General features: G+C 66.5%; 17 protein-coding genes. 11 read left to right on the plus strand and 6 right to left on the minus strand.

Features of this window, described 5'->3' with window-relative positions:
- Both BW990_RS18635 and BW990_RS18640 read left to right on the plus strand, forming a co-directional pair.
- The coding region (locus tag BW990_RS18635; RefSeq protein ID WP_143526285.1) for a choice-of-anchor D domain-containing protein at positions 1-2171 on the plus strand (2171 nt) is incomplete at its 5' end.
- A 123-nt stretch (positions 2172-2294) separates the two neighbouring features.
- The gene (locus BW990_RS18640; protein WP_076450566.1) at positions 2295-2588 is read left to right on the plus strand and encodes a DUF6916 family protein; all 294 of its coding nucleotides are present in this window, start codon (positions 2295-2297) and stop codon (positions 2586-2588) included.
- On the opposite strand, the gene BW990_RS18645 is transcribed toward BW990_RS18640, so the two are convergent.
- The 6 genes from BW990_RS18645 to BW990_RS18670 form a co-directional block, all read right to left on the minus strand.
- Entirely contained in the window at positions 2567-3115 is a 549-nt protein-coding gene (locus tag BW990_RS18645) for a GNAT family N-acetyltransferase (protein ID WP_076450568.1), read from the minus strand. The genes BW990_RS18640 and BW990_RS18645 overlap by 22 nt on opposite strands.
- A 31-nt stretch (positions 3116-3146) precedes the next feature.
- Positions 3147-3677 (minus strand): phage tail protein, encoded by a 531-nt coding sequence (locus BW990_RS18650; protein ID WP_076450571.1) that lies wholly within the window; start codon positions 3675-3677, stop codon positions 3147-3149.
- Between the two features lie 12 nt (positions 3678-3689).
- The gene (locus tag BW990_RS18655) at positions 3690-4208 is read right to left on the minus strand and encodes a phage tail protein (protein WP_076450573.1); all 519 of its coding nucleotides are present in this window, start codon (positions 4206-4208) and stop codon (positions 3690-3692) included.
- Between the two features lie 18 nt (positions 4209-4226).
- A complete protein-coding gene (locus BW990_RS18660) occupies positions 4227-4739 on the minus strand; it encodes a phage tail protein (RefSeq protein ID WP_076450575.1) in 513 nt (170 codons plus the stop codon).
- A gap of 262 nt (positions 4740-5001) precedes the next feature.
- The gene (locus tag BW990_RS18665; RefSeq protein WP_076450577.1) at positions 5002-7995 is read right to left on the minus strand and encodes a cytochrome P460 family protein; all 2994 of its coding nucleotides are present in this window, start codon (positions 7993-7995) and stop codon (positions 5002-5004) included.
- A 281-nt stretch (positions 7996-8276) separates the two neighbouring features.
- A complete protein-coding gene (locus tag BW990_RS18670; RefSeq protein ID WP_076450579.1) occupies positions 8277-9683 on the minus strand; it encodes a helix-turn-helix domain-containing protein in 1407 nt (468 codons plus the stop codon).
- Positions 9684-9845: 162 nt separating this feature from the next.
- Here BW990_RS18670 and BW990_RS18675 point away from each other — a divergent pair, with 162 nt between their 5' ends.
- The 9 genes from BW990_RS18675 (at position 9846) to BW990_RS18715 (ending at position 21713) form a co-directional block, all read left to right on the plus strand.
- Positions 9846-10820: a Bug family tripartite tricarboxylate transporter substrate binding protein gene (locus tag BW990_RS18675; RefSeq protein WP_076450581.1), complete on the plus strand. Its 975-nt coding sequence runs from the start codon at positions 9846-9848 to the stop codon at positions 10818-10820.
- 73 nt (positions 10821-10893) lie between these two features.
- Positions 10894-11385, plus strand: coding sequence for a tripartite tricarboxylate transporter TctB family protein (locus tag BW990_RS18680; RefSeq protein WP_076450583.1), 492 nt, complete (start codon positions 10894-10896; stop codon positions 11383-11385).
- A 12-nt stretch (positions 11386-11397) separates the two neighbouring features.
- Positions 11398-12915 (plus strand): tripartite tricarboxylate transporter permease, encoded by a 1518-nt coding sequence (locus BW990_RS18685; protein WP_076450585.1) that lies wholly within the window; start codon positions 11398-11400, stop codon positions 12913-12915.
- A gap of 37 nt (positions 12916-12952) precedes the next feature.
- Positions 12953-14479, plus strand: coding sequence for an acyl--CoA ligase (locus tag BW990_RS18690; protein ID WP_076450587.1), 1527 nt, complete (start codon positions 12953-12955; stop codon positions 14477-14479).
- A gap of 4 nt (positions 14480-14483) precedes the next feature.
- Positions 14484-15467 carry a 2-dehydropantoate 2-reductase gene (locus tag BW990_RS18695; RefSeq protein WP_076450589.1) on the plus strand — a complete coding sequence of 328 codons (984 nt, stop codon included), beginning with the start codon at positions 14484-14486 and terminating at the stop codon, positions 15465-15467.
- 18 nt (positions 15468-15485) lie between these two features.
- The gene (locus BW990_RS18700) at positions 15486-16322 is read left to right on the plus strand and encodes a universal stress protein (protein ID WP_076450591.1); all 837 of its coding nucleotides are present in this window, start codon (positions 15486-15488) and stop codon (positions 16320-16322) included.
- A gap of 169 nt (positions 16323-16491) precedes the next feature.
- Positions 16492-17724, plus strand: coding sequence for an efflux RND transporter periplasmic adaptor subunit (locus tag BW990_RS18705; protein ID WP_076450593.1), 1233 nt, complete (start codon positions 16492-16494; stop codon positions 17722-17724).
- Between the two features lie 3 nt (positions 17725-17727).
- Positions 17728-20898: an efflux RND transporter permease subunit gene (locus BW990_RS18710; RefSeq protein WP_076450595.1), complete on the plus strand. Its 3171-nt coding sequence runs from the start codon at positions 17728-17730 to the stop codon at positions 20896-20898.
- 125 nt (positions 20899-21023) lie between these two features.
- Positions 21024-21713 (plus strand): GntR family transcriptional regulator, encoded by a 690-nt coding sequence (locus BW990_RS18715; RefSeq protein WP_076450597.1) that lies wholly within the window; start codon positions 21024-21026, stop codon positions 21711-21713.
- Positions 21714-21720 lie beyond the last annotated feature (7 nt).

Below are 21720 nucleotides of genomic sequence, written 5' to 3' on the forward strand. Positions count from 1 at the left end.
CCGTCACCTACACGGTCACGAACTCGGGCACGGCGGCCTTGACCATCGCGCAGGCGGTGAGCGCGGCCCCGGCCAACGTCACGGTCAATTCGATCTCGGCGCCGGGCAGCCTGACCGTCGCGCCGGGCGGCGGGACGACGACCTTCACGGTGAATTACACGCCGACCCTGGCCGGCGCCTTCTCCTTCGGGCTGAGCTTCACCAATGACGATGCCGACGAAAATCCGTTCAACTATACCGTCTCGGGCACCGCGACCGGCGCGCCGGAGATCGTGGTGAGTTCCTCCGAAAGCGGCGCGCTCACCGATGGCGGCACGGACGCCCAGGGCAGCGAGCCGGCGGGGGTGGCGAAATCCGTCACCTACACGGTCACGAACTCGGGCACGGCGGCCTTGACCATCGCGCAGGCGGTGAGTGCGGCCCCGGCCAACGTCACGGTCAATTCGATCTCGGCGCCGGGCAGCCTGACGGTCGCGCCGGGCGGCGGCACGACGACCTTCACGGTGAATTACACGCCGACCCTGGCCGGCGCCTTCTCCTTCGGGCTGAGCTTCACCAATGACGATGCCGACGAAAATCCGTTCAACTATACCGTCTCGGGCACCGCGACCGGCGCGCCGGAGATCGTGGTGAGTTCCTCCGAAAGCGGCGCGCTGACCGATGGCGGGACGGATGACTTCACCTCGACCCCGTCGGCCGGAGCGCCGAGCAGCGTGACCTACACGATCGGCAATTCCGGGACCGGAGCGCTCACCCTGACCGCGCCCAGCGTCGCGGGCAATATCTCGGGCCAGACCAACGTGACGGTGACGGGCCTGTCGCTGGCCGCCACCTCCGTCGATCCCGGGGGCAACACCACGCTACGGGTCGATTACACGGTGACCGCGGCGGGCGCCTTCGGCTTTGCCCTCTCGATCGACAACAACGACGCGGACGAGGCGCCCTTCGACATCGCCGCGAACGGCACCGCGATCGGCGGGCCCACCGTCGTCCTGTCCGGTGCGCCGGAGACCTTCGCCGCCGCGGCACCCTTCAACGTGACCGCGACCTTCAGCGAGGCGGTCACCGGCTTCACGGCGTCGGACGTGGCGGTGGGCAATGGCGATGCCACCGGGCTGGCTGGGTCGGGTGCGGTCTACACGATCACCATCACGCCGTCGGGTGCCGGGGATGTGACCGTGTCGGTGCCCGAAGGGGTCGCCTTCGCCGCCAGCGGGGCGTTCAACCAGGCCTCCCTGCCGATTTCCGTCGCGAACGTGACGGAGGAGGAGACCAAGGAGGTCATCGCGCGGTTCATGGCGAACCGGGCCAACCTGTTGCTTGCCAACCAGCCCGACGTGCTGGGCTTCGTGAACTTCCGCACCCAAGGGCGCCTGTCCTTCGCGGCCAATGGTGACAACATGACCTTCAACCTCGATTCCCGCGGCAAAGGGCCCATCTGGTTCACCCTGACGGGGGCGCAGGCCAATTCCTCGGGCAGCACGTCGGACTACGTCTTCGGCGCGGTCGGGGGCCATGTCTGGGCCAACGCCAACACCGTGATCGGAGGGATGATCCAGATCGATTACGTGGACCAGACCGACGGCGATGCGCGGACCACGGGGCGCGGCTGGATGGCCGGGCCGTATCTCGCGGGCAAGATCCCGGACCATCCGCTCTATTTCCAGACGCATCTGCTTTACGGGCAGACGCAAAACGAGGTTTCCCCGTTCGGCACCTATACGGACGATTTCGAGACTGAACGGCTGCTCTTCCACGCGGAACTGCGCGGGGAGCTCACGCAGGGCGAGGTCACCTACGCGCCCAGCCTGTCCGCCGCCTATACCTCGGACGAGCAATTGTCCTACGAGGACAGCCTCGGCAACACTATCTCGGCGCAGTCGATCGAGCTGGGGCGTGTCGCGCTCGGGGTCGATTTCATGACGCCGATGGGCGCCAGCCTGTGGATTCTGGATGGCGGCATCCAGGGATCCTACACGCAGATCAACGGGACGGACGTGCCGGGATCGGTGATCGAGGATTACGAAGGCGCCTACGCGCGCATCGATCTCGGCGTCTCGCGGACCGGCAAGCACGGGTCGAACTTCCGGCTTTCGGGCTTCTATGACGGCCTCGGCGCAGAGGATTTCGAACTCTTCGGCCTGTCGATGTCGTACGAGTTGCCGTTCTGAGCCGCGCGATGATAGCGATGGGGCTGGGGCAGGGCCATGCGGTCCGGCCCCGGACGACGGCCGGAACATCGCGGCCCGGAGAGACGGGCCTCCGCAACAGGGGCAAGGAAGGGACATATGGGAATGGACGGACAAAAGTCGCTGAGCCTGCAGGATTTCACCGATCTCGTGGACGACACGTTCACGGTCAGCTTCGGCGAGACCACGCTCGAGGCGCGGCTCGTGGAGGCGAAGGCGATGGGGACGGGCCTCAGGGAAGGCGGCGCCTTCTCGTTGCTGTGGCAGGGCCCGGCGGAGCCCGCGCTGGTCCAGGCGACCTACGAGGTCGCGCATGCGGCGACCGGCCCTCTGGACATCTTCCTCGTGCCGGTGGCGCGCAACGATGACGGATATTGCTACGAGGCGGTGTTCACCTGAGCCAAGGCGGCGGTGCGCTCGGCGGGCCACCGCATCAGGTCGTAGACACCCTTGTCCTCGGTCCGGACAAAACCCAGCCGGTGATAGAGCGCCATGGCGGGGTTGTTCTTTTCGACATGGATGCTGAGGGCCTTGCCGCCCGCCGCGCGCGCCTCGCGCTGCAGATCGACGAGGATCGCGCCGCCGATCCCGTGGCCGCGGCTATCGGGAAGGAGCGCGATGTCGATGATCCGGTGTTCGCGGTCCCACCGTTCGAGATAGAGTCGGCCGATCGGCGTGCCCTCCCGCTCGATCACCAGCCACAGCGCATCGGGATAATGCGCGCGGTAATGGCTGTGCTGGGCGTTGAACTGCATGGCGATGAAGGCCGCCTTTTCGTCCTCGCTCCAGCCCGTCAGGGCCAGCTCGTCCTCCCGCGTGGAGCGGTAGACCCGCTGCAGAAAGTCCATATCCGCATCGGTGCAGGCGCGATACCGCACGCCCAAAGCCGCGGCCTCATCGGCAATCGGATGATCCTTGATCTGCATGTCGCTCGATGGATGTTCCGAGGGCGGCGCCTTAGCTGCGCGACGGGTAGAGACCGAACAGCGCGATGATGAAGCTCATTGACAGGTAGGGCTGCATGTTGTTGTGCGGCTGGCTGCTGCCGGCAACCGCGATGCTTTCGGTCGCAAGATCGACGATGTCGGTCTGCGCGTCAGAGCGGTAAAGCGAATCCCCGAAGCCGACCCGCGAGACGGCGGTCGTGGCGCCGGGGGTGGCGGTGCTCGCGGCGCCGCTTTGCACGCGCACTTCATGAATGTGCGCCGGGATTTGCCCTTCGGTCAGGGTCACGGTCTCGACCCCGGCGACCTCGCCAAGCTGCCGCGGTGTCAGTCCGGGACCGCGGCCGGGATGCATCGGCGCGCGTCCCTGCAGGTTCGGCAGGGCGGTGGTGGTGCGCCCATCCCCGCCATAGGTCGTGCCGATGAGCGAAAACAACGCGGTGTTGTTGGCGATGGGCAGAAGCTGACCGTCACAGAAGGCCCAGTTACGTGGTGCGAAATTTCCCGCGAAGATGCGGATCTCTGCGATGAAGGGGTCCGACATCGGCGTAGCCTCCTAGCTGCGGGATGGGTAGATGCCGAACAGCGCGATGATGAAATTCACGCAGAGCGAGGGCATCAGGTTGATATGGGACTGCGATCCGCCGGCGCTGGCGATCGCGGCGGGGTTCATCGTCTGGTCCGGCGTGGCGGTGTTGTAGAAATTGACCCCGGCGCCCTCGGCCAGCAGGTTGCCCTGCGGGTTCGGGCTGGTCGCGGTTGCGGTATTGGCGTGAAAGCTGTGGCTGTGCGTCGCCATTTCCTGGATCGTCAGGGTTTCGTATTCCTGACCGCCTTTCGCGCCGATCTTGCGATCGCTCAGGCCCGGACCCGTTCCCTGGTGGACGGGAAGCCGGCCGCGCATGTCGGGCAGCGCGAAGGTGGTGCGGCCGTCACCGCCGTAAATCGTGCCGAGCAGCGAGAAAAGCGCGTCGTTCTGCGACACCGCAATGAGCTGGCCGTCGCAGAAGGCCCAGCCCCGGGGTGCGAAATTGCCCGCAAACATCGTGATCTGGCCAACAAAGGGCTCCGACATGACCTGTACTCCGATTGATCAGTTGCGCGACGGGAAGAGACCCTGCAGCGCGATGCAGAAATTCACCGCCAGAAACGGTTGCATGTTGTTGTGCGCCATACCGCCCCCCTGGTTCGTCACCGTGCCGGGTTGCAGCGAGGTCATCGTCGCGGCCTCCGGGGCGCGATAGGCCGCATCGGGCGCCAGTTCGGTGGCGAAGATGTTGCCCCCCGGCGACGGCGAATCCGCCGCGGCGGACGAGGCTTTCGCCGGATGATCATGGGCCGGAAGCTCGGGCTCGATCAGGGCGACGCTTTCCTGTCCGTCCTTCTGGCCGAGCGAATGTGCCGCGGAGCGGTGCATGGGGGTTCGTCCGCGCAGTTCGGGAAGCGCGAAGGTCGTGCGTCCGTCGCCGCCATAGGTCGTCCCCAAGAGCGAGTAGAGGGATTGGTTCTGGTTGATCGGAAGGATTTGGCCATCCAGTCCCGCCCAGCCGCGGGGGGCAAAGCTGAAGCCGAACATGCGAATTTCAGCGAGAAACGGTTCAGACACGGGTCCCTCCAATGAATTTATTACATGATTTTACTATTTAAACGAGTAAACTATCCCTGCGTAAACCTTGCCCGAAGATCTTCACAATACAAGAAAAATTTTCGGAAATTTGTCATATGACATAGCGGGCCCGGAACGATCGCGCCCAAGGTGGCCCGATATCGGGGCGGGTTTGCGGAAATGCCCGCGCGCCGGGCGTGGCGCGCGCAAGCCCGTTCCGTCGCGCCGATACCGGCACCGCGTGGGCCGGTCCCCGACAGGATCACTGCAAGGCGGCAGAGGTCGAGACGGTCGCGAGTTTCCAGTCTTCGATCAGCGTGCCTTCGGTCTCGAGCCTGCTGGCGAGGTAATAAAGCCGCTGCGTCGCGGGGCCGGTCGGCGCGGTCTCGAAACGCTGCTTGAGGTAATAGGGCGGGATGGCCTGCGAATAGAGCGTCGCGGTCACCGTGACCTTGGCCGGATCCGTGCCCGCCGGCAGCGGAATGCGGTATTCGACGCGATCCGAGCCCGGGACGAAATCCGGATCGGAGGCCGCGCGTCCCTCGGGCAGCGTCGCCTTCATGAAGGCCGAGGTGACCTCGCTGTCGCCGAACTTCGCCTTGAAGGCATCCGTTCCGGGCAGGAGCGTGCCATGCGGGGTCAGCCGGTTGTCCTTCGGATGGTAGACCCGGTGAACGAAACTCGTGGTGAAGGCGCGTTCGGCGTTCTGGGTCAGCTCTTCGTAGATCTGCACCTCGGTCTCGTTGGTGATGACCCGGTGATGCGGCTGGAAAAGCGCGGTCTGCGCGCCCTCGGGCACCACGTCGAGGAATTCGGTCACAAGGGGCGTGCCCGCACCGTCCACGATCACCCCCGCGCCGTTCGTGCAGCCCGAACACCAAAGCGTCGTGCCATCCGCGGCCACGGCGCGCACTTCCAGAAAGGCGCGCCGGAAGCCCACGCCCGAGGGCAGGCGGTGCCCGGTCTTGTTGGTCACCCCGACCTCCGCCACCAGTCCGTCATAGCCCCGGCTCAGCGCCAGCGAGATATCCGCGGTTTCCTGCGCTGCCTGCAGCGCCATCGTGTCGATCGAGAGCTGCGCGCCGTTCGTCGCATAGGTCATCGGATCGGTGAGGCTCAGGCCCATATCGTCGCTGAACTGGCGCATCATCTCGACCATGAAGACGTTCAGCCCGACGAAATTGTGCCGCCGGTAGCCGTCGCGGAAGGGCACGTCGACCTCCGCCTGCGGCAGAAGGTTCGCGACGGCGGGCAGGTTGGTGTCCTGGATCGAGGCGATCTGCGTGGTGATCGCCGGCACCGAAAGACTGCCATCGGCGCTGCGGAAGTCCGACTTCATGTGGCAATCCTGGCAGGACCGCGCGGTGCCGGGATCGCTGTAGATCGAGTTGACCCATTCGATATAGGTGGCCTGCTCGACCGAGTGCTGGAACCCGGTCAGCGCTTGGGGGAAGTCCACGCCGTAGCGGTCCTTCAGGAAATCGGCGCCATTGCGCGCGGCCTGGTTGAAGACCGCCTGGTCGGCCTCGGTATAGCCTTCCAGCGGCTCTGAGGTGTCGGCATCCACGTTGGGCAGGTTGATCGTGTGGCAGGCGCCGCAAAGCTCGCTGTCCTTGATGTAATCGTCGCCCATCGGCGTGATCCCCATGGCGTTCTGCATGGGTTTCTGGCGCACGTCGTCGAAGGGGCCGATCAGCCGGTCGGCCTCGGTGGTGCGGAAGACGCCGGTGGTGCCGTTCATCAGGTAGGTGTCGAGCGTGTTGTAATCGGGCTGCCCCGCGGCGCGCTCGGGCGGGGCGATGTGATGGCAGACCGCGCAGGAGATGCCTTCCCGCGCGAGATCGCCGTATTGATGATAGGGATAGGTCCCGTCTTCCTTCTGCTTGGCCTCCTCGGCGGCGGTCAGCGGGTCGTGCAGCGCCAGGTAGGACAGCTTGAAATCGTTCGGATCAAGCCCCGCCTCGGGGTTCTCATGCGCGTCGATCTGCAGCTGCCGCTGGCCCATCGCGCCGTGACAGGACAGGCAGGTGGTGCCGAGATTGCTGGTCAGATCGCCCGCGCCCGCGGCCTCGAGAAGGGCGAACTCGCTTTCGAGCTGCGCAAAGAAGATCGGGTCGCGCCCGGCCAGCCCCATCGGCGACCAGCGCCATTCCCCGTATTCCGAGATGTTGTAGCCGTCGCCATAGTCGGGCCCGGTCTGCAGGAACATCGTTGTGCCCGAGGGCGGACCGCCGAGACCCCCGTGACAGCCGAGGCAATTGTCCGAAGTCAGGAAATGCTGCGGCCCGTCGGGGCGCGCGGGCACATGGTCGAGCCATTGGCTGGGCATGGTCGCGACCTGATCCGGCGGGATGGCGATGCCGCCCGTGGGCGGGAACATCGCGGTGAAGGCCGGGTTCACCTTGCGCGGCGCCTCCGGCGTGACAGCCGTGTTGGAGGCCCGAAGTGCCGCATCGTCATGGAAGAAATCCGCGATCAGCGCGGCCTCGCTCTGGCCCATCGCCGGGCGCTGGGACGCGGGCAGGTTGAAGCGGCCCTGGGCCATGCCCGCCATGTCGCGCCAGCTTTCGTCGACGCGGAAGATCAGCGGCTCGCCCTCGTAGCCCGCGACGTTTTCGAGGCTGGAAAAGATCAGCTCCTCGGCGGCGGAGGCGTGGCAGCGCATGCACATGCCGTCGGCGGCCTGACCGGTGGCCGGAACGAAGGGCGCGTCGAACGTGTCGACCTCGGCGGCTTGCCCGACGAAGGCGAAGAACCAGCCGCCATGGGACAGCGCGCTGTCCTTGACCATCACCGTCCAGTTGAGCGCGCCGTCGCGCTTGAGAAAGGCGGTCATCTCGGTCTCGACCGTCTCGGGCGCGTCGGGATGCAGGAACTCCAGCATCTCGCGGTACTCGACGTATCGCGCCGCCGGGGGCGAGGTCATCTCCTTGACCACCATCGCGCCGTCGGGAATGCCGCGTTCGCGCTTGCCCTCAAGCCAGGTGATGATTTCGGGCGAGTAGTAGATGCGGACGGCGGGATGCACGCCGTAGGAGGTATCGAGGACGAAGGGGCCGGTATCGCGCCAGCTCTTGTCCCTGATCCAGCCCGCATCGGCAAAGCGGCGCTCGGCGATGTAGGGGTAAAGCTGGGCCTGGTAGTCCAGAAGCGGCGTCGCGGAGGGCAGGGGCAGGCCCGATCCCTGCGCCTCGGCCCCGGCCGGGCCGGTCAGGCTGAGAGCGAGGAAAAGCCCGGCGACAGAAAGCCGTTTCATGCAATATCCGATCAGAAAAACCTTCAGAAACTGCCGGTCACTCTGCGCGCAGCGGTTGTATCTGGCAATCTTTTTCGCGGGAGATGCAAGGGCTGGAAGGCTTTGGCGCCCCCGTCCGAACCGGTCGCGGATCAGCCGCGGGCCGGCATGTCGGCGATTATCCGGATCATCGCGTCCGCCGGGGAAAGCCCCGTCCCGGGCTGCGAGGCATGCGCGGTGCGGCCCGAAGCAGGACTTGCAGCCCCCGGCGCGACCCGGCCTGCTCTGCCCCCGAAGCGCCCCTAGCTCTGGTAACGGGTGGAGCCGCGGCGATTGGCGTCGATGGGCAGGCTGACATGCAGCGGCTCATGCGCGCGCTGATCGCAGTCGCGGCGCGGGCAGATATGGCAGTTGATGCCGATCTTCGCGACCATCTGCGCCGCATCGGGATCGAAGGGGGTGGCATAGCCGATCCGGTGCGCGTGATCGCGTTCGCAGCCCAGCGTCACCACGAGCCGCCGGGCCGGTTCGTGCCGGCTGACCACCGGGCGGGTGGTGGTGCGGCTGAAGGTGAAGAACTGGCCCGCATCGGGCATTTCCACGAATTGCGGGATGATCTCGCCGGGGCTCGCGAAGGCGCGGTGGATGTTCCACACGGTGCAGGAACCGCCCTGTTCCGCCAGCGTGAAGGGCGTAGCGTTGAACCGTTTGGTGACGTTGCCCGCCGTGTCGATGCGCAGGAAGAAGAAGGGCACGCCCTTGGCGCCGGCGCGCTGCAGCGTCGTCAGGCGCTGCGCGACCTGTTCGTAGGACACCGCGAAGCGCGTCGCGATCCGGTCGATGTCGTAGCGCGTCTCCTCGGCGCGGGCGCGCACGGCGTCGTAGGGCATCAGGATCGCCGCGGCCACATAATTGGCCAGCTCCACCCGGCAGCGCGCCCGTCCGGGCTCCGTGGCGATGCCGGAGGCCGCCACCAACTCGTCCAGCAGATGCGTGCAGCTCACCAGTGCCAGCACATGCGCCAGCTGGAAGTTGCGGTTGATGTGGTCGAGCGTCTCGCACAGCAGCACCACGCCCGCCGCCTCGTCGAAGTCGCGCAGGGTGCCCTGCATGGCGTCCGTTCCCGCCACCTCGACGCGCAGCCCGTAGGCGTGGCGCAGGTGCCGCTTGAGATTGGCGTAAAGGTCGTCGTTGTCGCCGCCGATCGCGGCGCGGGCGGCCTCGGCGGCGGTCTCCAGCGTGGGAAAATGATTGAGATGCTCGCGGAAGTAGTTGTGGATCGCGGTCTCGGGCCGGACCGCGTGCAGTTCCGTGGCCCCGTCGCCCGCATTGAACTTGCGCATTGTCTCGAGAAGCCCGTGGTGATTCTCGTGCAGCTGCAGAAAGAAGCGCACGAGCTTCGGCGCGTGATCGAGCGCGGCGCGGAGTTCCATCAGGTCGGGCGGCGCCTCGGAGAAGATCGGATCGCGCACCGCGGCGCGCAGTTCCGCGAGATTCGCCGCCGCGCCATCCTGCACGAGCTGGCGCGCGTCGACGCCGTAAGCCTCGCTGAGGCTCATTAACACTTTAACGGATACACTACGCTGGTTATTTTCCAGAAGGTTCACATAGGCCGGGCTGACCCCGAGATTCCGGGCCATTTCCGCCTGAGTATGGTTCTTCGCGGTGCGCAGCGCCCGCAATTGCGGGCCGATCAATGTCTTTGCCATGTTTACATGTTTACAAAATCATAGATTGTGTTGGCAATAATTAACACGCTCACTCGAAAAAATTGGAATAATCTTTCGCGCTTCTATCTACCCCTGTGTCAAGTCACCGCACCCGGGAGGCGGAGAGGTGGCGGAGGCAACTTGCTCAAAGGGAGTTTCAGGATGAAGACCAGGTTCACACGGCGGATGGCGATGGCCTTGGCCGCCTCGGCGGGATTGATGATGGCAGGCCCCGCGGCCGCCGAGGAATGGGCGCCGCAAAAGCCCGTCGAGATGGTCATCATGGCCGGTCAAGGTGGCGGCGCGGACCGTCTCGCGCGGCTGTTCCAGTCGATCATCCAGAAGGAAGGCCTCTCCAAGATGCCGATCCTGCCGGTGAACAAGGGCGGCGGTTCGGGCGCCGAGGCGCTGCGCTACCTCAAGGACAAATCGGGCGACAATCACGTCATCATGGCGACGCTCAACTCGTATTACACGACGCCGCTGCGCACCGATATCGGCGTCAACATCGAGGAATTCACCCCGATCGCGCGCATGGCGCTCGACACCTTCGTCCTGTGGGTGAACGCGGACAGCGACATCCAGAACCTCGACGATTACGTCGCCGCGGTGAAGGCCGCGGGCGGGTCGTGGAAGATGGGCGGCACCGGCACCGGCCAGGAAGACAGCCTCGTGACCGCGATGCTGCAGAACGAGTTCGGCCTCGACATCACCTACGTGCCCTTCAAGGGGGGCGGGGACGTCGCGAAGAACCTCGTCGGCGGGCATATCGACAGCTCCGTGAACAACCCCTCCGAAGCGCTGGGTTTCTACCAGGCGGGCAAGCTGCGCCCCATCGCGGCCTTCACGCCCGATCGGATCGAGGTCTTCCCGGACACCCCCACCATGACCGAACTCGGCCATGATCTGGTCTACTGGATGCAGCGCTCCTTCGTGGCGCCCGCGGGCATGGATCCGGCGGCGGTCGCCTACTACACCGAGATGTTCGAGAAGCTGAACGCCACCGAGGAGTGGCAGACCTACACCCAGGAAAAGGCCCTGATGGCCGATTTCCTGACCGGTCAGGAGCTGCAGGACTACTTCCTCGAAGAGCGCGCCAAGCACGACGAGCTGCTGGGTTCGATGGCCGAGGGCTGAGGTCAGCCTCACCGACCCAACAAGACCAAGGCGCGCGCCGCGAGTGCGCGCCTTCAATTTCGGGGGATAGCAAATGCTGACTGCGGATCGCGTCATCGCCGGTGCCATCATGGCGCTGTCGGTCTATTTCATGTGGCACGCCACGGTGCTGCCCATCGGCTGGAACGGCGAGACCGGCGGGCCGGGGGGCGGAGCTTTCCCGTTCTGGCTGTCGGCGATCATGTTCGTCTGCGCGGGCGGGATCATCCTGCGGTCGCTGCGCGAAAAACCCTCGGACACGGAACCCTTCTTCGACAGCGACACGCTGCGCTCGGTGGTGATCGTCACCATCGCGCTGGTAATCACCGTCGCGCTGATGCCCTGGGCGGGGGCCTATATCGCGCTGCCGCTCTTCCTGTTCTGGTACCTGAAGATCTTCGGCAAGCATGGCTGGGTCGTGACGCTCGCGATCACCCTCGGCACGCCGGTCTTCCTGTTCTTCTTCTTCGAGGTGACGCTGAAGATCCTGCTGCCCAAGGGCTTCACCGAACCGTATTTCATTCCGCTTTACGCGCGCTTCTTCTGAGGGACGCCACGCATGGAACTGCTGGGACATCTGGCCGACGGCTTCGCGACCTCGCTCTCGCCGCTCAACCTGTTCATCGTCATCATCGGCGTGACAGCGGGGCTGTTCATCGGCGCGATGCCCGGGCTCGGCTCGGTCAATGGCGTGGCGATCGTGCTGCCCATTACCTTCATCGTGCCGCCCGCCTCGGCGATCATCCTGCTCGCCGCGATCTATTACGGCGCGATGTATGGCGGCGCGATCTCGTCGATCCTGCTGGGGATACCCGGCGCCTCGACGGCGGTGGCCACGACCTTCGACGGGCGGCCCATGGCCCAGCAGGGCAAGGCGGGGCTCGCGCTCATCGCGGCGGCCTGCGCGTCCTTCGTGGGGGGCACCATCTCGGTCGTACTGTTCACGCTCTTCGCGGCACCTCTGGCCGATATCGCGCTGGCCTTCGGACCGGCGGAGGAATTCGCGCTGGTGCTCCTGGCCTTCACGACCTTCGTGGGCCTTGGCGGCGATGACGTCCTGAAGACGATCATCATGATCTGCCTCGGCCTCGCGCTTTCGACCGTGGGCCTTGACCTCATCTCGGGTCAGCCGCGGCTCATCTTCTTCGACGAGCCGGGTTTCTATTCTGGCATTTCCTTCCTAGTCCTCGCCATCGGCGTCTACGGCATCGGCGAGATCCTCTACACGATCGAGACGCAGAAGACCGCGCCGCAGGTCACCCCTGCCAAGCTGACCTTCACCGAGCTGTGGTACGGCATCAAGGAGATCAACAAGCTCTGGAAGACCATGAGCCTCGGTTCGTTCCTCGGCTTCTTCGTCGGTATGCTGCCCGCGGCGGGTGCCACGCCCGCGGCGCTGATGTCCTACGGGATCGCGAAGCTGACCTCGAAAACGCCCGAGAAATTCGGCAAGGGCGCCATCGAGGGCGTGGCCGCGCCCGAGACCGCGAACAATGCCGCCTCCACCGGATCGCTTCTGCCGATGCTGACGCTGGGCATTCCGGGGTCGCCCACCACGGCGCTGCTGCTGGGCGGCATGGTGATGTGGGGCCTCGTGCCCGGACCGATGCTCTTTATCGAGCAGCCGGATTTCGTCTGGGGCCTGATTTCGTCGCTCTATACCGCGAACCTCGCTGCCGTTCTGGTCAACCTCGCGCTCATCCCGCTTTTCGTCTGGGCCCTCCGGATGCCCTTCACTGTGCTCTGCTCGCTGGTCTTCGTGCTCTGCCTCGTGGGCGGCTATGCCCCGAGCCAGAAGCTGCACGATGTCTGGCTGATCGTGGGCTTCGGCGTCGCGGGCTACCTTCTGCGCAAGGCCGACTACCCGATGGCGCCGCTGGTGCTGGCGCTGGTGCTCGGGCCGCTGATGGAAAAGAGCTTCCGCCAGACGCTGATCTCCGAACAGGGCAACGTTTTGGCCTTCATCGAGCGGCCGATTTCGGGCACCTTCATCGCGATCAGCGTGATCTTCTTCGCGCTGCCGCTTCTGAAGCACGTCAAGCGCTGGCTGAAGCGCGATCTGTCGCCCGCCGAATAACACTCTGACTAAAATAAAAGAAACGAGGACATACCCCATGGAAACGACCCTGAAGGCGCTGCTCGCCCCGCATTCCGGTGAGATGCCTGCCATCGGAGCGCCCGGTCGGGAGTGGCTGAGCTATGACGGATTGCGCAGCCTCGCGGAGGAGGTGGCGGCCAGCCTGCACGGCATGGGGATCGACGCGTCGGACCGCGTGGCGATCGTGCTGCCGAACGGGCCGGAAATGGCCACCGCTTTCATCACCGTGGCCCAGGCCGCGACCACCGCGCCGCTGAACCCCGCCTACCGCGAGGACGAATACGCCTTCTATCTCGAGGATCTGAAAGCCAAGGCGCTGCTGGTCGAGGAGGGTTATGACGGCCCGGCGCTCGCTGCGGCGAACAGGCTCGGCATGGGGGTGATCCGCCTGTCGGTGCCCGACGGCGCGGCTTCGGGCCATTTCACGCTGGCCTCGGATCTTTCGGGCAGCGCCGAACGTGCACCCGCCGCCGATGACGTGGCGCTGATCCTGCACACTTCGGGCACCACCTCGCGGCCCAAGATCGTGCCGCTGCTGCAGTCGAACATCGCGGCTTCGGCCCAGCACATCGCGACCTCGCTCGCGCTCACGCCCGAGGATCGCTGCATGAACGTCATGCCGCTTTTCCATATCCACGGGCTCATCGCCGCCGTCGCCGCGACGCTGTCGGCGGGCGGCTCGGTCTGGTGCGCGCCGGGCTTCGACGCGATGAAGTTCTTCGGCTGGATGAAAGAGGCCGATCCGACCTGGTACACCGCCGTGCCGACCATGCACCAGGCCATCCTGACCCGTGCGGGCCGCAATGCGGACGTGATCGAGAAGGCGCGTCTGCGCTTCCTGCGCTCCTCCTCGGCCTCGCTGCCCGCACAGGTCATGGTGCAGCTGCAGGAGACCTTCGGCGCGCCGGTGATCGAGGGATACGGCATGACCGAGGCCGCGCACCAGATGGCGTCCAATCCGCTTCCGCCGCGCGCGCAGAAGCCCGGTGCCGTGGGTGTCGAGGCCGGCCCCAAGGTCCGCATCGCGCACGAGATCGAGAACCGGCTGGTCGAAGGCACCGGCGAGGTGGTCATCTCCGGCCCGAATGTAACGCCGGGCTACGAGGGCAATCCCGAGGCCAATGCGAAGAACTTCTTCGAGGCCGAGGGCGCGCGCTGGTTCCGCACTGGCGACCAGGGGGCCTTCGACGAGGACGGCTACCTGCACCTGACGGGGCGTCTCAAGGAGATCATAAACCGCGGCGGCGAGAAGATCAGCCCGCTCGAGGTGGATGGCGTGCTGCTCGACCACCCGGAGGTGGCGCAGGTCGTGACCTTCGCCCTGCCGCACCCGAAACTCGGAGAGGAAGTAGCGGCCGCCATCGTGCTGAAAGAGGGCGCGGAGGCCGACGAGAAGAGCATCCGGGCGTTTGCGGCCGAGCGCATGGCCGACTTCAAGGTGCCGCGCAAGGTCATAATCATGGACGAGATCCCGAAAGGCGCCACGGGCAAGATGCAGCGCATCGGCCTGGCCGAAAAGCTTGGCCTCGTGGAAAAGGCGTAAGTCCATGAAAATCTGTGTTTTCGGCGCCGGGGCCATCGGCGGCTATATGGGTGTGAAACTGGCCCAGGCCGGGGCGGATGTGAGCCTTGTCGCCCGTGGCCCGCATCTGGCCGCGATGAAGGAGAAGGGGCTAACCCTGATCGAGGAAGACGCCGATCCCGTCACCGTGCAAGTGACCGCCAGCGACAATCCCGCCGATCTGGGGCCGCAGGATTACGTCATCGTCACGCTCAAGGCGCATTCGGTGCCGCCCGTGGTGCCGAAGATGCAGCCGCTCATCGGCGAGAACACCACCATCGTGAGCGGCGTGAACGGCGTGCCGTGGTGGTATTTCCACAAGATCGGCGGCGAGCTCGAGGGCACCCGGCTCGAAACCGTCGATCCCGGCAACGCGCAATGGGACGGCTTCGGGCCCGACCGGGTTCTGGGCTGCGTGGTCTATCCGGCGGCGGAGGTCTCCGAGCCCGGCACGATCAAGCATATCGAGGGCAACCGCTTCAGCCTCGGAGAGCCCGACGGCTCCAAGTCCGAGCGCGCCATGGCGCTCTCGAAGGCGCTCGGTGCCGCGGGGCTCAAGGCGCCCGTGCGGCCGCGGCTGCGTGACGAGATCTGGGTGAAGCTTTGGGGCAACCTGTCGTTCAATCCGATCTCGGCGCTGACCCACGCGACGCTGGACGTGCTCTGCACCGACGAGGGCACGCGGCCCGTGGCGCGCGCCATGATGCTCGAGGCGCAGGAGATCGCCGAGAAGCTGGGCGTGAAGTTTCCCATCGACGTGGACCGCCGGATCGACGGCGGGGCGGCGGTGGGCGCGCACCGGACCTCGATGCTGCAGGATCTCGACCAGGGCCGCCCGATGGAAATCGACGCGCTCGTAGGCTCCGTACAGGAGCTGGGCCGCGTGACGAACACGCCCACGCCCACCATCGATACGGTGCTGGCATTGGTGAAGCTGCGCGCGAAAAGCGCCGGGCTCTACGGGGCCTGAGGGACGGAGACGACGCGCATGAGCATCAAGAACATCCTCGTGGCCTATAACGGCCTGCCGGGCTCGGAGGCGGCTCTTTCGGGCGCCGTCCTGATGCAGCAATATTTCGACGCGCATCTCAACGGGCTCTTCGCCCATGGCAATCCGTTCCTGTCGCGGAAGATGCAGCACAGCTGGATGCCCTCGAAGGTGCAGGCGGCGATCCTCGAAGTGGCCGAGGGCCCGACGGCGGATATCGAACGGCGCTTCTACGAGACCTGCCGCGAGGTGCCCGAGGACAAGCTGCACTGGATCGATTCCGGCGGCTCGGTGCAGCGCACGGTGGCGCGATACGCGCGGCTTTTCGATCTGACGGTGCTCGGGATGCACGAATCCAGCGTCGACAACACGATGCGGCACGTGGAGATCCATCCCGACCGCGTGGCCTATGACAGCGGGCGCCCGGTGATGACCTTCCCGGCCAATCACAAGGGCTCGGTCTTCGGGGGGCGGGCGGTCGTGGCCTGGGATGGCGGACGCGCGGCGGCGCGGGCGCTCGCGGATGCGATGCAGATCCTCGAGACCGAAACCGAGGTCGAGATCGTCTCGGTGGGCCGCTCGCCGCTCGCGGACAGCCTGCCGGGGATCGACGTCGCCATGGTTCTCGACCGGCACAACGTGAACGTGACGATCACCGAATTGCCACGTGGCCGCCAATCCATCGCCGATACGCTGGTCGATCATTGCGAGAAGACCGGGGCGGGCCTTCTGGTGATGGGCGCTTACGAGCATTCCCCGATCCGCGAGGGTCTGATCGGCGGTGTGACCCACGATATCGCTCTGCGCGCGCGCATCCCGGTGCTGATGAGCCACTGATCGGTCACCGGGCCGGGCAGGGCGCCGGTCGGGGCACAATGGGGCGCCCGGCAGACATTGCCGGAGCGTGGCAGGAGGAACTCCCCGGGGCCGATCCTCCGCTGGTCTTGGCGGCAAACGTGCTATGTTCTGCTTTGCAGCATGCCTTGCACACCCGGGATCCCTCACCATGCATGTCTTTTTCCGTTTGTCTTTCCTGTTGGGGCTTTGCCTGGTCCTGGCCCATCCGCTTCCCGCCCGCGCGCAGGGCGGACCGGCCGCCGTCGCGACCGAGCGGGTAGCGATGCGCACCATGTCCGAGACCATCTCGGTCTTCGGCGAGGTCGTCTCGGGACGCCAGAGCGCGGTTGCGGCGCGGGTCGCGGGGATCGTGACCGAGATGCCGCTGAGCGTCGGAGACCGGGTGTCCGAAGGCGATGTGCTGACCCGGCTCGACACCGAATTGCTGGAGATCGACCGCGCGCTCGCACAGGCCGAGATCGAGATCGCCGAGGCCGGTGTCACCGTCGCCACCGCGCAGCGGGACCGGGCCGAGAAGGCGCTGCGGCGCGCCGAGGCGCTGAAGGCCAATTCGACCATCGCCGAGGCGCAGTTCGACGAACGCTCGGGCGATTACAATTCCGCGCTCGGCGCCGAACAGCAGGCGCGCGCGCGTATCCTCGCCGCCGAAACAGCGCTCGCGCAGATGGAATACCGCCTGAAGAACGCCACCATCCGCGCCCCCTTCGACGCGGTCGTCCTGCAGGTCGGCGCCGAGAAGGGCGAATACATCGCCGCGGGCGCGGAGGTGGCGACGCTGCTCGATCTCGGCGCGACGGAAGTCGAGGCCAACGTGCCCGCGCGCTTCGTCTCGGCGCTGCGGCCCGACCTGGTCGTGCCGGCGCGGACCGATGCGGGGGGCGCCCTGAACCTCGCGCTGCGGGCAATTCTGCCCACGGAATTCGCCGCGACCCGCACCCGGCCCGTCCGTTTCGCGATCACCGATACCAGCGCCGATTTCGCGGTCGGGCAGTCGGTCACGCTCGACGTGCCGGTCAGCGCCCCGCGCGATCTGGTGGTGGTGCCCAAGGATGCGCTCGTGCAGGGCCAGAACGGCTGGAGCGTGTTCCTGAACGTCGACGGCAAGGCGCAGCCGCGCAATGTCGAGATCGGTGCCGCGATGGGCGGCGGTTTCGAGGTGCTTTCGGGCCTGCAACCGGGCGACGAGGTCGTGGTGCGCGGCAATGAACGCCTGCGCCCGGGCCAGGATATCGCGCCTTCGGGCGGCGCGCCGCGCGGAGACGGCGGCGGCGGTTCGGAACCCGGCAATGCGGCTGCCGAGGCCGAGGAGACGCCGGAGCCCGAAACGCCCGACGCTCCGGAGGATGCAGAGAGCGCGTCCGACACCGAACAGCAGGGCTGATCCATGGACCTGATCCGCGCTTCCATCGAACGCCCCGTCGCGGTGCTGGCGGTCGTCATCATGGCGGTCCTTTTCGGTGCCCTCGCGCTGACCCGCATTCCCGTCCAGCTGGCCCCGGATGTGCGCAAGCCCATCGTGGTGGTCGAGACGGTCTGGCCCGGCGCCGCCCCCGCGGAGGTGGAGCGTGAGATCATCAACCCGCAGGAAGACGCCTTCCGCGGGCTCGAAGGGCTCGAGATCATGACGAGCCGCGCCCGTACCGGGCAGGCCTCGGTGACGCTCGAGTTCGCCGTGGGCTCGGATATGGGCGACATCCTGCTTCTGGTCTCGAACCGGCTCGACCGCGTCGGCGGCTATCCGTCCGAGGCCGGCGAGCCCACGCTCAATACCTCGGGGTCAGACGACAGCCCCATCGCCTGGGTGATGGTGCGCAGTACCGAGGCCACCGAACGGCCGCTGCCGCAATACGGCGATTTCGTCGAGGACGTCATCAAGGAGCGGCTCGAACGGATCGACGGGGTGTCGACCGTCAACGTCTTCGGCGGGGTCGCGCGCGAATTGCAGATCGTGATCCAGCCCGGCGAACTGGCGCGTTTCGGGCTGACCATCCCCGCCGTGGTGCAGCGCCTGCGCGCCGAGAATGTCAGCCTCTCGGCGGGCGAGGTCGACGAGGGCAAGCGGCGCTACGTGGTCCGGGCGGATGGCAATCTCAACACCGTCGCGGCCATCGAAAGTGTCGTTCTGCGCAGCGAGAGCCAGGGCCGGTCCGGTGCGCTGGGCCGCGTGCGGGTCGCCGACGTGGCCGAGGTCGCCTTCGCCTACAAGGACAGCACCGCGCGGCTGCGTTTTCGCGGCGAACCGGCGCTCGCGTTCAACATCGTGCGCGAACAGGGCGCCAACGTCATCACCACCATGGAAGAGGTCAAGACCGTCCTCGCCGAACTTGCCGACGGCCCCGTCGCCGCGCAGAACCTGCAGCTCGAACAGGTCTATGACGAGACGGTCTATATCGAGGGCGCCATCGATCTCGTGACGCAAAACATCTGGATCGGCGGACTGCTCGCCGCGACGATCCTGCTTCTGTTCCTGCGCAGCCCCCGCGCCACGCTGGTCATCTCCATGGCGATCCCGGTCTCCATCGTCGCGACCTTCGTCGCCATGGCCGCGACGGGCCGCACGCTCAACGTGATCTCGCTGGCCGGTATCGCCTTTGCCGTCGGGATGATCGTCGACGCGGCCATCGTCGTGCTCGAGAACATCTACCGCCTGCGCGAACAGGGCAAATCCCGGCGCGAGGCGGCCTATATCGGCGCCAAGCAGGTCTGGGGCGCGATCCTCGTCTCGGCGCTGACCACGGTCATGGTGTTCATCCCGATCCTGGTCATGCAGCTCGAGGCGGGCCAGCTTTTCCGCGACATCGCCGTGGCGATCTCGGTCTCGGTGCTCTTGTCGCTCGTCGTGGCGGTGACGGTCATTCCCGCGCTGTCGAGCCGGCTTCTGAAACAGGGCCAGACCGCCACCTTCCCGCTGCCCGGGATCGATCATTTCGGGCGCGGCTTCTCTTGGCTCATCATGGCTTATGTGCGTTTCACGGTGCGGTTCCGCGCGGCGGGCCTCGTCATGGTCGCGGCCATCGCCACCGGGGCGGCGGTCGCGGCCTTCGCGTTCCTGCCGAAGCTCGAATACCTGCCCGAGGGCAACCGCAATCTCGTTTTCGGCCTGCTGATCCCGCCCCCCGGCTACAATCTCGACACGACCGAGACCATCGCCCAGCGGATCGAGGAGGTGGCGCAACCGATGTGGGAGGCGCGTCCGCAGACGGAGACCGAGGATGGGCGCCCGGCGCTCGACTCGTTCTTCTTCGTGGCCACCCCGGGCAACAGCTTCGTCGGCGCCGCCGCGGTCGACGGCACCCGCGTGGCCGAGGTCATCCCGATCCTGTCGCGTCCCATCTTCGCGGAGCCCGGCACCTTCGGCTTCATGACGCAGCCCTCGCTCTTCGGGCGTGGTGTCGGCGGGGGGCGCACGATCGAGGTCAATGTCTCGGGCGACGAGCTCGAGGATATCCTGTCGGTGGCGGGGCGTGCGGCGGGGATCATCAGCCAGAAGCTGCCGCGCTCAGAAGGGCATCAGTTCCGGCCCATCCCGGGGCTTGAGCTCGGCGCGCCCGAGGTGCGGCTGATCCCCGACCGGGTGCGGCTGGCCGATGCCGGCCTGTCGACGCAGGACCTCGCCGCGACGGTCGACGCCTATAATGACGGGCTGCGCGTGGCCGAGATCAATGTCGGCAACCGCCGGCTCGACCTCACGCTCAAGGGCGACGACACGGTGCTGAGCGGGCTCCGGACGCAGGATGTGGGCGCCTTCCCGGTGGTCACGCCCTCGGGACAGATCGTGCCCGCTTCCGAGCTGGCCGAGGTGCGCGTCACCGCGGGCCCCACTGAGATCCGGCATCTGGAGCGGCTGCGCACCGTGACGCTGGAGGTGCGGCCCTCGGATGCGCTGCCGCTGGAGGCGGCGGTGGAGCTGTTGCAGTCGGACGTGATGGGCGCGCTCGAGGCGCAGGGGCTGCCGCCCGGCGTGCGCCTGTCGGTTTCGGGCACGGCGGACCAACTCTCGCAGACCTGGAACGCGATCCAGATCAACCTCGCCGTGGCGATGGTTATCGTCTTCCTGGTGATGGCGGTCCTGTTCGAATCCTTCGTGCTGCCGCTCGTGGTGATGATCTCCGTCCCGGTGGCCGCCGCGGGCGGGGTCGGGGGTCTCGTCGTGCTCAATCTCGTGGGCACGCAACCGCTCGACATGCTGACGCTTCTCGGCTTCGTCATCCTCGTGGGGATCGTGGTGAACAACGCAATCCTGATCGTGCACCAGTCGCTTTATCTTCTGCGCGAAGAAGGCATGGCGCCGGTCGACGCGATCGAGGAGGCGACGCGCAACCGCATCCGCCCGATCTTCATGTCGACGCTGACCTCGGTCTTCGGGATGCTGCCCCTGGTGCTGTTTCCCGGCGCGGGGTCCGAGCTCTATCGCGGGCTGGGTGCCGTCGTGGTCGGCGGTCTGTCGATGTCGGCCTTCCTGACGCTGCTGACCGTGCCGCCGCTTCTCCGGCTGGTCCTCTCGGCCCGCCCGGCGGCGGCGGATGCCGGTCCGACCCCGGTCGCGGCGGAGTGACGGGACCTGCCTCAACGGGCGGGACCTGCGACTTTGTATGCAGATAAGCGCGATTTCGGCGATTATGGCTGGATTGCGCGCTGATCTGCATGCAAAATGCAGCGTCGACCCAGAAACGTGACGCCATGCAGAATTCCAGCCCGCCCAAGATGAACGCGACCGAGCAAGCCTATCACGGCATTCGCAACGATATCCTCACCGGCCGCCTGAAGGAAGGCGAACGGCTGACCGAGACGCGGCTGTCGGACGATCTGGGCCTCAGCAGGACCCCGATCCGCGAGGCCATCGGGCGGCTGATCCTCGAGGGGTTCATCGAACGGCAAAGCGGCTATACCACGCGTGTCGCCCATTTCCCCGAGGACGAGGCCGAACAGGTCTACGAGATCCGCCGCCTCGTGGAATGCTACTCGGTCCAGCGCGCCGCGCGCCTTGCCACCGAAGAGGATATCGCCGCACTCCGGCGCATCCATGCCGCGATGCAGGCCGATACCCCGCCGCGCGATCAGGCCGCCTATCAGCGGCTGACCGAGGCCAACGAGGAATTTCACCGCACGATCGTCGCCGCCGCCCGCTCGCCGCGGCTGACAGCGCTGATGACCACGGCGCTCGATGTCAGCATGGTGGTGCGGACCTATTCGATGTTCTCCGAAAAGGACCTGCGGCGCAGCCTCAACCACCATGCCGAGCTGATCGACGCCATCGAGGCACGCGCGCCGGACTGGGCGGCGAGCGTGATGTCCGCGCATCTTCTGGCCGGTGCCGCGCGCGTCGCCGCGCGGCTCAAGACGGCAGGAAGCGACGACGGGCAGGATTGAGCCCCGC

It is taken from the genome of Roseivivax lentus, assembly GCF_900156805.1.
In the GTDB taxonomy this organism is placed as follows: Bacteria; Pseudomonadota; Alphaproteobacteria; order Rhodobacterales; family Rhodobacteraceae; genus Roseivivax; species Roseivivax lentus.